This window comes from Bacteroides acidifaciens, from assembly GCF_903181435.1.
In the GTDB taxonomy this organism is placed as follows: domain Bacteria; phylum Bacteroidota; class Bacteroidia; order Bacteroidales; family Bacteroidaceae; genus Bacteroides.
The window spans coordinates 221,329-237,514 of sequence record NZ_CAEUHO010000005.1 but is presented as its reverse complement, the minus strand read 5'-3'; the positions used below and the strand labels follow the sequence as shown (position 1 = coordinate 237,514).

General features: G+C 42.7%; 13 protein-coding genes. 2 read left to right on the top strand and 11 right to left on the bottom strand.

The window, feature by feature from the left end; genetic code table 11:
- Nucleotides 1-17 precede the first annotated feature (17 nt).
- Both CLIN57ABFB40_RS18005 and rpsO read right to left on the bottom strand, forming a co-directional pair.
- The gene (locus CLIN57ABFB40_RS18005) at nucleotides 18-593 is read right to left on the bottom strand and encodes a helix-turn-helix domain-containing protein (protein WP_175631367.1); all 576 of its coding nucleotides are present in this window, start codon (nucleotides 591-593) and stop codon (nucleotides 18-20) included.
- Nucleotides 594-778: 185 nt separating this feature from the next.
- Nucleotides 779-1,048: a 30S ribosomal protein S15 gene (gene rpsO / locus CLIN57ABFB40_RS18000; protein WP_004296393.1), complete on the bottom strand. Its 270-nt coding sequence runs from the start codon at nucleotides 1,046-1,048 to the stop codon at nucleotides 779-781.
- Nucleotides 1,049-1,203: 155 nt separating this feature from the next.
- On the opposite strand from rpsO, the gene typA reads away from it, so the two are divergent.
- Complete coding sequence (gene typA, locus CLIN57ABFB40_RS17995) at nucleotides 1,204-3,003, top strand: translational GTPase TypA (RefSeq protein WP_175631366.1); 1,800 nt, start codon at nucleotides 1,204-1,206, stop codon at nucleotides 3,001-3,003.
- 90 nt (nucleotides 3,004-3,093) lie between these two features.
- Here the strand turns inward: typA and CLIN57ABFB40_RS17990 are convergent, their stop codons facing one another.
- The 4 genes from CLIN57ABFB40_RS17990 to pckA form a co-directional block, all read right to left on the bottom strand.
- Nucleotides 3,094-3,618 (bottom strand): chromate transporter, encoded by a 525-nt coding sequence (locus CLIN57ABFB40_RS17990; RefSeq protein ID WP_175631365.1) that lies wholly within the window; start codon nucleotides 3,616-3,618, stop codon nucleotides 3,094-3,096.
- Nucleotides 3,615-4,172 (bottom strand): chromate transporter, encoded by a 558-nt coding sequence (locus tag CLIN57ABFB40_RS17985; protein ID WP_175631364.1) that lies wholly within the window; start codon nucleotides 4,170-4,172, stop codon nucleotides 3,615-3,617. Before CLIN57ABFB40_RS17985 ends, CLIN57ABFB40_RS17990 begins: the two co-directional genes overlap by 4 nt.
- 191 nt (nucleotides 4,173-4,363) lie before the next feature.
- Complete coding sequence (locus CLIN57ABFB40_RS17980; RefSeq protein WP_175631363.1) at nucleotides 4,364-5,671, bottom strand: MutS-related protein; 1,308 nt, start codon at nucleotides 5,669-5,671, stop codon at nucleotides 4,364-4,366.
- A gap of 148 nt (nucleotides 5,672-5,819) precedes the next feature.
- Entirely contained in the window at nucleotides 5,820-7,427 is a 1,608-nt protein-coding gene (pckA, locus tag CLIN57ABFB40_RS17975; protein ID WP_175631362.1) for a phosphoenolpyruvate carboxykinase (ATP), read from the bottom strand.
- Nucleotides 7,428-7,710: 283 nt separating this feature from the next.
- Between pckA and upp the strand changes: the two genes are divergently transcribed.
- Nucleotides 7,711-8,364: a uracil phosphoribosyltransferase gene (upp, locus tag CLIN57ABFB40_RS17970; RefSeq protein WP_175631361.1), complete on the top strand. Its 654-nt coding sequence runs from the start codon at nucleotides 7,711-7,713 to the stop codon at nucleotides 8,362-8,364.
- Nucleotides 8,365-8,368: 4 nt separating this feature from the next.
- On the opposite strand, the gene CLIN57ABFB40_RS17965 is transcribed toward upp, so the two are convergent.
- From CLIN57ABFB40_RS17965 to CLIN57ABFB40_RS17945, 5 genes are all read right to left on the bottom strand, one after another.
- Entirely contained in the window at nucleotides 8,369-9,244 is an 876-nt protein-coding gene (locus CLIN57ABFB40_RS17965; RefSeq protein ID WP_175631566.1) for a helix-turn-helix domain-containing protein, read from the bottom strand.
- A gap of 38 nt (nucleotides 9,245-9,282) precedes the next feature.
- The gene (locus tag CLIN57ABFB40_RS17960; RefSeq protein WP_175631360.1) at nucleotides 9,283-10,920 is read right to left on the bottom strand and encodes an MFS transporter; all 1,638 of its coding nucleotides are present in this window, start codon (nucleotides 10,918-10,920) and stop codon (nucleotides 9,283-9,285) included.
- Nucleotides 10,921-10,993: 73 nt separating this feature from the next.
- Complete coding sequence (locus CLIN57ABFB40_RS17955) at nucleotides 10,994-12,085, bottom strand: HlyD family secretion protein (protein ID WP_175631359.1); 1,092 nt, start codon at nucleotides 12,083-12,085, stop codon at nucleotides 10,994-10,996.
- Nucleotides 12,086-12,113: 28 nt separating this feature from the next.
- Nucleotides 12,114-13,445, bottom strand: coding sequence for a TolC family protein (locus CLIN57ABFB40_RS17950; protein ID WP_175631358.1), 1,332 nt, complete (start codon nucleotides 13,443-13,445; stop codon nucleotides 12,114-12,116).
- A 207-nt stretch (nucleotides 13,446-13,652) separates the two neighbouring features.
- Entirely contained in the window at nucleotides 13,653-16,175 is a 2,523-nt protein-coding gene (locus CLIN57ABFB40_RS17945; RefSeq protein WP_175631357.1) for a YfhO family protein, read from the bottom strand.
- Between the last annotated feature and the right edge of the window lie 11 nt (nucleotides 16,176-16,186).

The following is a 16,186-nucleotide window of genomic DNA, read 5'->3' as shown; positions in this document are numbered from 1 at the left end:
GTTTCCTACTATTTCAATCAAATCGGTGTGTAAATTACTGCCAGAATTTTTGCAGCCTGTCCCTCATAAGCATGTACATGATGAGGTACAATGGAATCATAATAAATGCTATCACCTTCTTCCAACAGATAGGTATTTTTACCATAGCTGATTTCCATGATACCTTCCATAACCATGATAAACTCCTCTCCTTCATGAGAAGAAAGCACGAAGTCAGTATCTTCTGTCGGCATCACATCAATTATAAACGGTTCCATGTGACGGTCCGCCTTCGACTTGGACAGTGAATGATATTCCATGTGTTTGCGAGAATGAATCGCATTATTGGAAAAACTGATCGCATCCTTGGCTTCTTTCTTACGGCATACTACCGGTCCCACTTCATCCTGATCATCAAGGAAAGTACCCAAACGTACTCCCAACACACGCGCAATTTTAATCAGCGGTGCGAGAGAAGGAATATCAATGTTATTCTCAATACGCTCAATCTGTTCGATAGCCAATCCTGAACGTTGCGCCAACTCTTCTATGCTTATTGATTTATCTTCGCGGAGGGCTTTAATTTTTTCGCCAACAATCTTACTTGTATCCATTTTGAAAGCATTTTAGTTATCAAAGGTGATAAATTATAATAATTAAGCTGCAAAAATAGCAAAATCTTTAGATGAATACAATTATAACCGAAGAAAATACGATTGTCAGGAAGAAAAAGAAGAAACTAAAAAAAGCCGCTCCTCTATCATGAGGAACGGCTTTAAATCTTTTCGCGGCAAGTAGATTACTTACGCAAACCGAGCTCTTTAACAATAGCACGATATCTTTCGATATCTCTTGCTTTCAGGTAGTCGAGTAAGCGACGACGCTTACCTACCAACATTGTTAACGCTCTTTCAGTACTATAATCTTTTCTGTTGAGCTTCATGTGCTCAGTCAGGTGAGAAATACGGTAGGAAAACAATGCCACTTGGGCCTCAGCTGAGCCGGTGTCAGTGTTAGACTTTCCGTACTTTCCGAAGATTTCTTGCTTTTTAGCAGCGTCTAAATACATAATTCTTAGAATTTTAATTGATAAATTATTCTTTTGAGCGTGCAAAGATAGGCATTATCTTTATATCACACAACGATTTACAAGAAAAAATTGCTATCATTGCTTATATTTCTAATCCTATTTTCGTACCTTTGCAGCCAAATAATAGGTATTATATGCAAAATATTCGAAACATTGCAATCATTGCCCATGTTGACCATGGGAAAACAACGCTGGTTGACAAGATGCTATTGGCGGGAAATTTATTCCGCAGCAACCAAAATAGTGGTGAACTTATCCTGGATAACAACGATTTGGAACGCGAACGTGGTATAACGATTCTTTCCAAAAACGTATCCATCAATTACAACGGTACAAAAATTAATATTATTGATACTCCGGGACACAGCGACTTCGGTGGTGAAGTAGAACGTGTATTGAATATGGCCGATGGCTGTATTCTGTTGGTAGATGCCTTCGAAGGTCCGATGCCTCAAACTCGTTTCGTATTGCAAAAGGCACTCGAAATCGGTTTGAAGCCTATTGTGGTAGTTAATAAGGTAGATAAACCTAACTGCCGCCCGGAAGAAGTTTACGAAATGGTTTTCGACTTGATGTTCAGCTTGAACGCAACGGAAGATCAGCTGGACTTCCCCGTAATTTACGGTTCCGCCAAAAATAACTGGATGAGCACCGACTGGCAGCAACAAACTGACAACATCACTCCGTTACTGGATTGTATCGTTGAAAACATTCCAGCACCGCAACAGTTGGAAGGTACTCCCCAGATGTTGATTACTTCTTTGGATTATTCTTCTTATACCGGTCGTATCGCCGTAGGTCGCGTACATCGTGGTACCTTAAAAGAAGGTATGAATATAACGCTTGTGAAACGTAACGGCGATATGTTCAAGAGCAAAATTAAAGAACTCCATGTTTTCGAAGGTTTAGGCCGTGTGAAAACAAATGAGGTTTCTTCCGGTGACATCTGCGCGCTGGTAGGTATCGACGGATTCGAGATTGGAGATACAGTTTGTGATTTCGAAAGTCCGGAAGCACTGCCACCCATTGCAATTGACGAACCGACCATGAGTATGTTGTTTGCTATCAACGATTCTCCTTTCTTCGGTAAAGATGGTAAGTTTGTGACTTCACGCCACATCCACGACCGTTTGATGAAGGAACTCGACAAGAACCTGGCTCTCCGTGTAAGAAAGAGTGAAGAAGACGGTAAATGGATTGTTTCCGGCCGTGGTGTACTCCACCTTTCTGTATTGATTGAAACAATGCGCCGCGAGGGATATGAATTGCAGGTAGGTCAGCCACAGGTTATCTTCAGAGAAATCGACGGTGTGAAATGCGAACCGATTGAAGAGTTGACCATCAACGTACCGGAAGAATATTCCAGCAAGATTATTGATATGGTTACCCGCCGTAAAGGTGAAATGGTAAAGATGGAAAATACAGGCGAACGCATCAATCTTGAATTCAATATGCCTTCACGCGGTATCATCGGTCTGCGTACCAATGTACTGACGGCCTCTGCTGGTGAAGCCATTATGGCACACCGTTTCAAAGAATATCAGCCGCACAAAGGAGAAATTGAACGTCGTACCAATGGTTCTATGATTGCTATGGAAAGCGGAACAGCTTTTGCTTATGCCATCGACAAATTACAGGATCGCGGTAAGTTCTTTATTTTCCCGCAGGACGAAGTCTATGCAGGACAGGTAGTAGGCGAGCACTCTCACGACAATGACTTGGTAATCAACGTTACTAAGTCTAAGAAACTGACCAATATGCGTGCTTCCGGTTCGGACGACAAGGTTCGTCTGATTCCGCCCATCCAGTTCTCACTTGAAGAAGCATTGGAATATATTAAGGAAGATGAATACGTAGAAGTTACTCCAAAGGCAATGCGTATGCGTAAAGTGATTTTGGACGAAATCGAACGTAAACGTGCCAACAAGAACTAACCATTCTTTCATTACATTATAATAGAAATCCCGGTGAAACGCTGTGTTTTACCGGGATTTTATTTTTTTCTGCAAGTATTACAAGCATTACTAATACAACAACAATCCTACCACACCCGCTAGACAAATCAACAGGATAGGGTGAAGATTCCATTTCCATGTAACCAAAAAGGCTGCCGCAAAAATACCGATACTTTTATAGTCCATAAAATTTTCTCTATTCATCATAAGCAATGCAGCCGAAGCAATCAGAGCAACCGACATAGGTAGCAGTCCGGACATAGCCGCCTTAATATACTTGTTATCCTTGCACTTCGCAAAGAAATAAGAAATGAGCAACACCAGAATAAAAGAAGGTAAACAAACCGCTACCGTAGCCAGCGCCGCTCCCCACACACTTTGCGTTACCGCATACCCTACATAAGTAGCACTATTGATACCAATCGGCCCCGGAGTCATTTGCGAAATCGCCACCACATCCGTAAACTGCTGGGGAGTCAGCCAATGATGAATATCCACTATCTCATGTTGAATAAGGGAAAGCATCGCATATCCACCTCCAAAACCGAACATACCTATTTTAAGATACACCCAAAGTACTTGCAAATATATCATACCTGTTTATTCGTTATTTTTTCTTTCAACCACAACGTATATACCAATCCTCCCAGAATTCCTGCCAATACAATATAAATAGGAGACAGTCCAAACTGCCAAATCAAAAGAGTAGCTATGGCAGGAGCAACTAACTGAAGGTATTTCAGTTTCAGAGCTCTTACAGCAGAAATACAAGGAAACAAAATCAACGCTACCACGGCAGGACGTATTCCATTAAAGATGCGAATCATCACTTCATTATCTTGAAACCGTGCAAAAAACACGGCTATCAGCATCATGATAACAAAAGAGGGAAGAATCGTAGCCAATGCACATACCAGACTCCCACCCACTTTATACAACTTATATCCCACAAAAATAGAAATATTCACAGCAAACACACCCGGTAGTGATTGCGTCAAGGCAAACATCTCCATAAATTCCTCCTTACTCATCCACTGTTTGGCAACGATCTCCCGTTCAATTAACGGAATCATGGCATAGCCACCACCAATAGTAAACATTCCAATCTTCGCAAACGTCACAAACAATTTCAAATACTCTAATACCATATCCTACTTTCTAATTTTCCGATATTTTCTATTTACTGTCTAATAAATCCTTTAGTCACATCATATTCAATCCGGTAACTACGTCCCTTCACTGTTTTAAAAGAAGGAGTTTTATCTGCACATTTGACCCCACAGTTTCCTTCGGCATTGGAACAAAACTAGCGATTCCTCCAACTGGCTATCCTCTCAAACTATATCAAACCTGCCAGTAGTTTTTTCACGACCCAATATCCTACCCTAGCCTCCGAAATCCCCTGCAATAGCCGATGATGACAAACAAATGCATCGTCAATAATTTCCGCTTCCATATAATAAAAACAACAGGCAGGATCTTTTTCAAATGCTTTCGCATACTCCAGAATATGAGTTGATATAAGGAAATGGCAACAAGAGAATCTTTTCAATAATTCATTGACTGCAAGAGAAGCCTCAAAAGCATCCTTAGCATTAGTTCCGCGAAACATTTCATCCAAGACGACCAAACAACGTTTTCCTGTAAGCGCTTTTTGCATCACTTCTTTTATACGAAGCACCTCTGCCATGAAATGGCTTCGCCCGTCACGCAAAGAATCCGGCAAATTAATAGAAGTATAAATACCTTCGTAAAGAGGACAAACCATTGACTTCACCGGGACAGGCAGTCCGCAATGCGCCAGCCAGACAGCCAAAGTCAGTGCTTTCAAAGTGGTTGACTTTCCCGCCATGTTAGAACCCGTAAAAATACTGATATTTCCCCGGGACATCACCCAACTATTCTTCCGTACATTTTTCACAAAAGGATGAACTACATCCTCGACCGAAAAATCCATTGTTTCCACCACTTTCGGTGTACAACAGAAATTTTTCTCTTTCGCTACCCGATGAGCTGTCCGGCAAACATCCAATAAATACAAAACTGATAATAATTCTTTCAAAGACGACAAACGGGTACAGCGAAATAGATAATCGTATTTATCTATCGTATAATTAGATAGCCGCCTTTCTTCGCTAGAAGTCTGTTCCAAGACTTCACCTAATTCACTTCCGGACAAAATATCATTCACCATACGGGCTGACTCCTTCATCAATTGCGGGGCATCCTCATCCAATTCTTTCACCCACCTCTCCAAACAATGCAGCAAATGTATTACCAATTTCACTCCCCGACAAATAACATAACGGGTTGAATCATATCTCAACAGGCGATCTATGACAGTAGCACATGACAGTAAGACGTGCGCTTCCCTGATCTGGTCGCGATAAGCCAGATAATACTCAATAAAATCCAATTCTTCTTCATTCAAAAGAAGTTCAGGTAAAGCATCCCACGCAACAGCCTCCTGCCTTTTGCGGATCATTTCTAAATCACTTAACGGATACATAATCCAGTTCATCATCAGTGACTTTCCTTCTTTCGTCTCTGTTCTAGAAAACAAAGAGAAAAGAAACTGTTCATTATTTGCAGTCTCTGTTATGCTTAAATCCGCATAGGTCTGTTTGTCTGTATCCAAATACGTCATAGCTGTCATTAAAAGTAAATAGCCCCGTTTTGACAAATATACGAAAAAAATAAAAAGGTAGTATTCCTTTTCATAGAAAGACACAGTATAACAATAAAAAAGGCGGTTCGAAATCGAACCGCCTTCCAGATTATATCTGATTCTCCAATTAGAGTTTCGGACCAGCAGCAACCAAAGCCTTACCAGCTTCGTTACCAGTAAATTTAGCGAAGTTCTTGATGAAACGTCCAGCCAAATCTTTTGCTTTTTCTTCCCATTTGCAAGCACATTCGTAAGTGTCACGTGGGTCAAGGATCTTCGGATCAACACCTGGAAGTTCTGTCGGAACAACGAAGTCGAAGAAAGGAATAACCTTAGTAGGAGCTTTGTCGATAGAACCGTCAAGGATAGCGTCGATGATACCACGAGTATCTTTGATAGAGATACGTTTGCCTGTACCATTCCAACCTGTGTTCACCAAGTATGCTTTAGCACCAGTCATTTCCATCTTCTTAACCAGTTCTTCTGCATATTTAGTCGGGTGCAATGACAAGAAAGCAGCACCGAAGCAAGCAGAGAATGTCGGAGTCGGTTCAGTGATACCACGTTCTGTACCAGCCAATTTAGCTGTAAATCCAGACAAGAAGTAGTATTGAGCCTGTTCCGGGTTCAGGATAGATACTGGAGGCAATACACCGAATGCATCAGCAGACAAGAAGATAACTTGTTTTGCGTGAGGGCCTTTAGAAACCGGTTTAACGATGTTTTCGATGTGATAGATAGGATAAGAAACACGAGTGTTTTCAGTCACGCTCTTGTCAGTGAAATCAATCTTACCGTTAGCATCAACAGTTACGTTTTCAAGTAAAGCGTCACGTTTGATAGCATTGTAGATATCCGGTTCGCTATCTTTATCCAAGTTGATAACCTTAGCGTAGCAACCACCTTCGTAGTTGAATACACCTTCGTTATCCCATCCATGTTCGTCATCACCGATCAATTTACGTTTCGGGTCAGTAGACAAAGTAGTCTTACCTGTACCAGACAATCCGAAGAAGATAGCAGAGCTAGTTCCTTCCATATCCGTGTTAGCAGAGCAGTGCATAGAAGCGATACCACGAAGCGGGTTCATGTAGTTCATAATAGAGAACATACCTTTCTTCATTTCACCACCGTACCAAGTATTCAGGATTACTTGTTCTTTAGTCTTCAGGTTGAATACTGTAGCAGTTTCAGAGTTCAAGCCCAGTTCTTTGTAGTTGTCAACTTTTGCTTTAGAAGCGTTGAAACATACAAAATCAGGTTCTCCGTAGTTAGCAAGTTCTTCAGCAGTCGGGCGGATGAACATGTTAGTTACGAAGTGAGCCTGCCAAGCTACTTCCATGATGAAACGTACTTTCATACGAGTAGCTTCGTTAGCACCACAGAAAGTATCAACAACGAACAAACGTTTGCCAGAAAGTTGTTTTACAGCTTTAGATTTCAAATCAGCCCAAGCCTCTTCAGTACAAGGTTTGTTATCGTTTTTGTATTCGTCAGAAGTCCACCATACAGAATCAGCAGAAGCTTCATTTTTAACGAAGAATTTATCTTTAGGAGAACGACCGGTATAGATACCTGTCATTACATTAACAGCACCTAATTCAGTTACTTGACCTTTTTCAAAGCCTTCCAGACTCGGTTTTGTTTCTTCAGCGAACAAAACGTCATAAGACGGATTGTGCAAAATCTCGGTCACGCCTGTGATACCGTACTTGCTTAAATCTAAATTTGCCATTTTCTTTGAATTAATTAAATTGGTATTTTGTTTTATTATCTCTTTTCACCTTTGACTAAGAAGGGGATTGGAACACCCCTTGTAAATCCGGGTACAAAAGTAATACTTTCTTTGGAAAGGAAGAAGGTATTAGAGAAATTTTTCCCTAATTGAATCTCTTTTATAAATTCCTAACAATATCTGCTAACTGAACGTTGCAATTTGAAAGATTATCGCTTACTTTGCAAGTCAGTATGCTATTAGTAGTATGAAAATGAGATTAAAATCTAATTAAACAATAAATATGAAGGTAATTGATTTTAGCAAAACAAATTCGATTCTAAACCAGTACATATCCGAAATCAGAAATGTAGAAGTGCAAAATGACCGCCTGCGTTTCCGCCGTAATATCGAGCGTATCGGAGAAATCATGGCTTACGAAATGAGCAAGGAGTTTACATACTCAGTAAAGAACATCCGGACACCACTGGGCATCGCTCCGGTCAGCACGCCGGACAACCAATTAGTAATCAGCACTATTCTACGTGCCGGTCTTCCTTTCCACCAAGGTTTTCTGAGTTATTTCGACGGAGCGGAAAACGCATTCGTTTCCGCCTATCGCAAATACAAGGATACACTGAAATTTGATATACATATAGAATATATCGCTTCTCCTCGCATCGACGACAAAACGTTGATTATCACAGACCCTATGTTGGCAACGGGCAGCAGCATGGAATTGAGCTACCAGGCTATGCTGACCAAAGGTCATCCTGCCGAAATCCACGTAGCGTCCATCATTGCCAGCCAACAGGCCATCGACCATATTAAAAACATATTTCCTGAGGACAAAACTACTATTTGGTGCGCGGCCATCGACCCTGAAATCAATGAACATTCTTATATTGTTCCGGGGCTCGGCGATGCAGGCGACCTTGCTTATGGAGAAAAAGAATAAATCTTTAAAGACTCTTCCGATATTGCTGCGGCGACATCCCCACTTGCTTCTTAAAGAATGTACCGAAACAAGAAGCATTGGGGAAGCCGAAAGCGTTCGAAATCTCTTGGATATCCTGTTGGGTATTTTTCAGCAACGAGATACTCTTACGGATAATCGCTTTAAACACGAGCTCCTGTACCGTATATCCGCAAATGCTTTTGGAAACTGCAGAAAGGTATTTCGGAGACAAACAGAGTTTATCCGCGTAAAATTCCACTCCCCGTTCCTGCATATAATGTTTCTCAATCAACTGAATCAAACGGATAAAGACCTCATTCTTACGTCCCCCTATCTCCTCCCCGTCATTAACTAGTTTACGGTTATAAATAGAACAAACCCTGTAGGTCAATGCAAGCAGGAGCAATTTCTGCTCATAAAGTTTAAACGAATTGTCTTCTATCTGCAAAGCGCTGTCCAATAAGGACATATATTTTGTAATCTCCCCTTCCTCACCGGTGGTCCAAACGCAACAAGGTTCTTCGGGAGTAATCCGTGAATACATATACATGGTCACCACTGCATTGCCCATAATATCCCGTATAGGCTCTATTTGATAAATCAGGATCTGCACTTCCATATCTTCCGATTCCTGAAGCACCAGAAACTCGCCTTCCTCAGGAATAAACAGGCTCTCACCCGCTTTAGCGGAATGAATTTTCTGATTAAGAGAAAACTGAAAGTTACCCCGATGACATATTATCACACCCAGTCCTTTCATCTGGAAAAGACTTTTCAGAGAAGAGGGGAAAGTTATAAATATGCCTTGCGAACTACATATATTTTTTCCGCTCAACAAATCACGATCAAATTGTAATAAACGGTCTTGTTGGGTATCCATCATGCAAATATATTAACAAATCATTATCTAAAACGATGCTAAGTTACTAATTTTCGTTTAGGATAAGGAACAACAAGCACAAATATCATACAAATTAACCCGCCATACAATGTCCAGCCCGCCATTTCCTTGAGAGCCGAGAGTGTAGCTTGTACCTGAATCCGCCCTTTGGTAGATATAGCAGCCATATTGCGGGCTTCCGTTTCGCTTTTTCCCTGATATTTCATTCCTTGCACCGTACCGAGGAAGGAAGCGGAAGCATCAGGATTCAGTAAATCGACATTCTGCGCATAACGGGTGACATAATGTTGCTGCCGTTCCTGCAGCACATTCGAGTAAATTGCTCCCCCGATGCCGGGCCCTAGCACCATACGCACGGTAAGCATGATGCAAATCCAAGTGGAAAGGTATTTGAAAGGCATTCGCTGATTGGCATAAGCTGCTGTCAGAGCATACAAAATCATCATGCCGGTGGCACGAATAATCACTGCATACTTCAAACGTTCGTACATACCGGCTGTCTGTACTTCAAAATACATGAATACTGCCGACAAGGACAAAAAGAAAAATCCAAGGGCAAAAAGATACTTAAAGTGCAGTCCCTTACCGCCCAACACCATAGCCATCACAGCACCGATAGCATAACCTACCATACACCAGTTACCCAATGCAGCATTCTGCAAATTATCGAGACGCATCCCGACACCCGCAAATACATTGACAAACATGGCACTGGAATTAATAATCATCAACAACAGATAAAGCAAAGCGCCCATACGGATTGTACGCAGCTTGAACGCATCCAGCAAAACATAAGGCGACCGGCGAGTGACATCCATATAGAGAAAAATCCCCGCAAAAAGAATACAGGCAGCAGTTGCCCAACGTATAGATTCGTCATCGTACCAGTCGAGCACTTTGCCATAAACCAGCACATAAGTGAGGCACGTAAGTGAAATACAAAAAGCAGTGGTATTGCCGAACTTACGGAAGTTGATGGGAAAGCGCCCCGGGAATTTGTAATTGGGCATAGTGATAAATATGATTAAGATAGAAACCAGCAGAATCCCCATCATAAAATAATACACATATTTCCAATCATATTCAAAGGACAGCCAGGCGGTAAGTGCCGTGCCCGACTGTCCCAGAATCATAAAAAACAGATAAACCGCCGGCTGGCTCACACATCTCTCGATGTCTAGCTTATTCCAACCGGCAGCGTCCTTCGGTTCCAAACCGGGGGTTATGTTGCGGCTGGCTTCCATACCACCGGCATACCAAATTAGTGTAAACAAATTGACCATCATCAATACCATGCGCAAAAAGCCAGTCAACAGACTACAAAGCGCCAACAGAAAAACACTGTCGGTCTTGGCACAGATATAACTGAATACATACATCAACGCAAATCCGGCAATACACATCATCTTTTCCCGGCGCACACATACCAGTTCGTACAAGAACGGAGCAAATGCCGCCATACCGATAGAAGTCACGAAATTGGCAAACTGAATGTGTTCGGAAATAATGCCGAGCCCGCTCATCATTTCTGTACTATTCACCGAATATACCCCACCCACCGTAAGAATCGGCAGAAAGAAGAATAAGAGGATAATAATACCCAGCGGTTTGGGCATCCAGTTATAAAAAGGATAATTTTTAGGATATGAGGGCATTTGTTTAAATACAAGTTACTGTTTACAAATGGTTAATTACATATCACGGATAAGGCAGAAAAAGAAAGTTGCACTAAAGCCGGGCTTTAACCACCACCATCATGCCTGCCGCAAGCCGTTCGTTGTCTTCTTTGGATAAATCGGTAAAATCGATACGCACAGGAATCCGCTGTTGTATCTTCACAAAGTTTCCTGCCGAGTTATCCGTCGGAACCAATGAATATTTGGAGCCCGTTGCTCCCGAAATAGACGTCACCTTTCCCGTAAACTCTTTATCACTAATAGCGTCAACGGTAACAGATACTTCTTGTCCGATATGCAGATTCTCAATCTGTGTCTCCTTATAATTGGCAACAATCCATTTTTGAGTATTAGGAAGAATATACGTAATCGTCTGCCCTGCCGATATGAACTGCCCTTCTTCCAATGAACGACGACCGAGCTTACCGTCACAAGGAGCTATCACAACTGTATAAGAAAGGTTCAGGCGTGCCATCTCGAGTGCCGCCGTTGCCCGCTGAATGGCAGCTTCCGTACTCACACGCCGGTATGATACTTCATCCACGCCGGAGAGAGCGGCTTTTTTCTGTCTTTTCACTGCTTCCAACTTCTTGCGTGTAGCTTCATAATCCGTCACAATCTGTTCAAGCTGGATAGGAGTGGCAGCATTCCGCTTCACCAGATTTTCATACCGTTTCCGGTCTTTCTCCAGTTTAGCCAAACGTACTTCAATCTCGGCAATAGAGGCATCGTAAACAGATGCGGTCGTCTGCGTGGTGTTCAATGTAGCATTGATAACCGTAGCACCAGCTTGCGCATCTTTCAATGCAGCTTCGGCTTCCATTACCCTAATCTTATATTCACGGTCGTCAAGTACCATCAAGGTATCCCCCTTATGCACTTCCTGATGTTCGGTAAAATAAATCTTATCAATATATCCCGAGGCACGCAGGTTGATAGGTGATACATATTGCTCTATCTGCGCGTCGTTACTGGTTTCTGTCTGACTATAATTCAGAAAAAGACAGACCACCTCAACAACTCCCCACACAATAATAGCCACTCCTAAAAAGCTGACTGCAATCTGCCAACGGCGAAGTTTTTTCATCTTCTTCACTTTCTCCTGATGAGTAGCAGAAGGAATATTATTTTCCATTGTTTCCATATTATATGATTCGATTATTAATTGTGTATTATTTGACTAACGATTCTATCTGTCCGGTCAGTTTGAGCAACATCAAGTTAGTGACCCTATAATTATAATGCGCGCTGATATAGTTGTTCTGTGCTTCGCTCATCTGCATTTCATCCTGCAACACTTCGGTCATTGAAGCAATCCCCTCCCGATAGCGGTCGGACGTGACGGCATACACATCCTCGGCCAGCAAATAGTTGTCTTTCTGCTTTTTAAAATTGCGCTGGTTATTCATCAAGTCGTTTACCGCATTCAAATATTGGGTTTGTAGGTTCTTCCGGGCATCCTCCCATGCCAACCTGCGGTTCTCAATGTCAATTTTTGCTTTCCTTATTTTATAAGTCTTATCCAGTCCGTCGAAAATCGGGACACGCAAGGTCAGTCCCAGCCCGTAGGAGCGAAACCAGTGGTTGGACGGCCCGGAATGGAACCAATGGTAGCCTTTATCAGTGTAAGCGGCATACCTCCAACTGCCCGTCAGACTAAGAGAAGGGATATATCCGTTGCTGACCATCCGCTTTTGCCGCTCCGCCAATTCTACCTGCGACTGTGTAAGTTGCAGTTCGTAGAGATTTTCCGACAAGCCGGTCAGAGCCACCGTAGTAATACTGTCGGTATTCACCGGTGTCAATGCAAATTCCTTTTCGGCAGGATAATCCATTATATACTTCAGCATATTGAGTTGCTGCTTCATCATCGCCCGCGCATTGTCATATTGCACCTTCAGGTTTTCGAGATTGATATTTACCCTTTTCAAATCCACTTCCATAGACATTCCGTTATCAAAGAAAGCCCGGGTAATGTCCCGCAATTCTTCCAGACGGACAATATTCGCCTTTATCAATGCTATCTGCTCTGCTGTGACTTGCCCGAGATAATACATCTTGCTGATTTGAAGAATAATATCCTCCCTCGCTTTACCATAAGACAAACGACTGATTTCTTCCATGATTTTAGCAATAGACATGGAAGTATAAAGAGTCTGGTTGAAAAGCGGCATTTGCATTTCCAGTCCAGCATTGGCGGAATGTTGCAACGTCCGGGTTATATTATAGGGAACACCATAAGAGGAGCCGTCCGTTACAGATACCGGCGGATCAAAATTATTATTGTAGCCGGCGGCGGCATTAATCTGAGGTAACAATCTTGCCCGATTCTCAGACACGCCATATTTGCTTTTCTGTATTTCTTTGCGTTTGCTTTCCAACGACAGGTTGTTATCTATACCTATCCGAAGACAGTCTTCCAATGTCAGGGTTTCTACTTCTTGTGTTCTCCCATTTACGAAGAAGAAACCAAAAAAGGTAAAAATGAACAGTAGTCTTTTCATAATATGCGTTCTATAATTGGCTACAAATTTAGCGGGTTACGGCATATGAAGGCTACCCATAATCCGACTCTTTATATTCATATTTTCCTTTTTCAATAAAACAATTTTAGCTACAGGAGTAAGGAAACAACAAAACGGCCCTCTTCGTGAAGAAGAGAGCCGTCCTTATTTGAGAGAACCACCTATAATATTTAGGAGTAGTCCTACTTATTTCATTTCGGGTCTTTTAGCTATCTTGCGCCGTTCCATCCACACCAGAACCATGATTCCGATCAGCAATAGGGCCAATGCCGCGTAAGCAATGCTTTCGGTGACATGGATACTCCGCGGATCAAACCACATTTCAATGGTATGTTCACCGCCAGGCACATTCATCGCACGCAAGATATAGTCTGCACGGGCAATGTCTGCCGGCTGCCCGTCGATTGTCGCCTGCCATCCCGGATAGTATATTTCGGAAAACACCACTACTCCGTCCTTAGGTGAAGAGGTCTTATAAATCAAACGGTTCGGTTCATAGCTAACCAAACGGATAGTAGACAGAGAGTCTTTATAACCTTCCGTCACACCTTTCAGTTGTTCCTTGAATTTCGCATCCACTATGGCAGTTTCTGTCGGAAGGATATCATTCAAGGCATCAATTTCCTCATTCGCATTATTCACGTATTGCACCTTATCTACAAACCAGGCATTACCGTAAGCATACGGATTTTGAACAGGAACAGGTTGTCCTTGTTCTCCGGCAGGGAAGATAAAGTATTTCGTGTTCAGCATATTCAGTACACGGAATTTGGAAGCGTCCACGCTGTCCATCTCCCCCCCGGCAGTAGCCACAGCCTGATAAGTAGCTTGCATCTCAGGAGCGATATGATGGTCGATCATCTCCTGATAACGGCGCAGCTTGGCAGCATGATAGCCACCGACACTTTTATGCCAGTATGACGTATTGTTTTCATTAAATGTATTATTTGGGAAACCTACGAAGTTCAGCACACGGTAGTCCAACGTAGTATCCTGAAGGATTATTTCATCCGCCTGGGTTTTAACGAATGCCTCTGCCTTTTGAGACTTCGGAACAAACAGGTCGTCATGCAAATAACGCTTATTGACAGTCCACATATCTGCCAAACATAGAAGCGCAATACCTGCCAAAGCAAAAGTTGCTTTCAACTTCTTCTGTTGATACAGGAACAAAAGGAAACATCCTACAATGATAATGAAGAAACTGCGCCATGCGTCCGAAGCAATGATTGCTTCACGCATCTCCGTCAGGTTTGTTACAACTGGGGCAAGATGCTCTGCCGGAAGCCCTTGCTGCAAAGCAGCCATCTCTTGTGCCGTAACGAAACCGGAGAAGAAAGCACCCGGAGCAACAGCCAAAAGCAATGCAACACCGGCTGTAAGCACCAAAGTCACAATTACCCCCGTACGGTTCTCTTTCAATTTCAAGATTTCCGGTTTACAGAATATCTCCTTCAAAGCAAAAATAGCCAATAAAGGAATAGTAAATTCGGCAATCACCAGAATGGAAGATACGGCACGAAACTTATTATACATCGGAATATAATCTATGAAGAAATCCGTCAGCCCCATGAAGTTCTTTCCCCAAGAAAGCAGGATAGAGAAAATAGTGGCTCCCAACAACGCCCATTTGAGCGGTCCTTTTACCACAAAGCAGCCCAAAATAAACAGGAACATGACAAATGCCCCTACATATACGGGGCCGGCAGTCCACGGCTGGTCACCAAAATACTGCGGAAACTGCGAATAGATATTGCCATACATCGGGTTCGCCTTTGCCATAGCGGCTTCGCTCTGCGACAAAGTAGCCGATGATGCCCCGCCTTTTACATTCGGAACCAGTAAAGTCAATGTTTCGCCAATTCCGTAACTCCAGTTCGTAATATAATCACGGTCCAACCCGCCACTTGTCTGACTGGCAGCAGGCCCTTCCTGTTTTAACTCGCTTTTGCCGCGCATTGTCTCTTTGCTATACTCATACGTATGGTACAGGTTGGAAATATTGATGCACACTCCCACCACGGCAGCCAATGCCAAAACCGCGCTGGCTTTGAAGAAATGCGGCAATTCCTTCTTCTTATAAGCATCTTCAAAATAAGCCCCTACAATAAACAGGATAACAAACATGAAGTAATAGCTCATCTGTATGTGGTTGGACTGAATCTGAAGAGCGATGAACAAAGCTGTGACAATTCCACCCAACAGGTATTTCTTCCGATATGCCAGGACAACACCCGCAATCGTAGGCGGAATATAAGCCAATGTCACAAATTTCCAGATATGCCCCGCCGGTATAAGGATAAAGAAATAGGAAGAGAAAGCCCATATAATTCCGCCTAATCCGGCAAGCCATGCCGAAATGCCGAACGCCCGCAAGAGAATATAGAATCCGAACATCATGATAAAGGTCAGCACCACATAGTCAGGCAAGTAAAGCCGATACACTTTTTCGATCCAGCTCAGCGCTTTCGTCGAGTTGTAACTCGGAGCCATCTGATAGGTAGGCATACCGCCAAAGATAGCATTCGTCCAGCGTGTGCGCTCTCCGGTACGGTCTTGATACTCTTTCGATTCCTGTCCGGCACCTACTCCGGCTACAGAATCATGCTGGAACAAAATACGGCCCTCAATGTCAGCCGGAAAGAAATAAGCAAAAGAAAGAATTATAAAAGCCAGGATGGCGATTAAGTCGGGAAGGAGTTTCTTCATATAATTAAGAA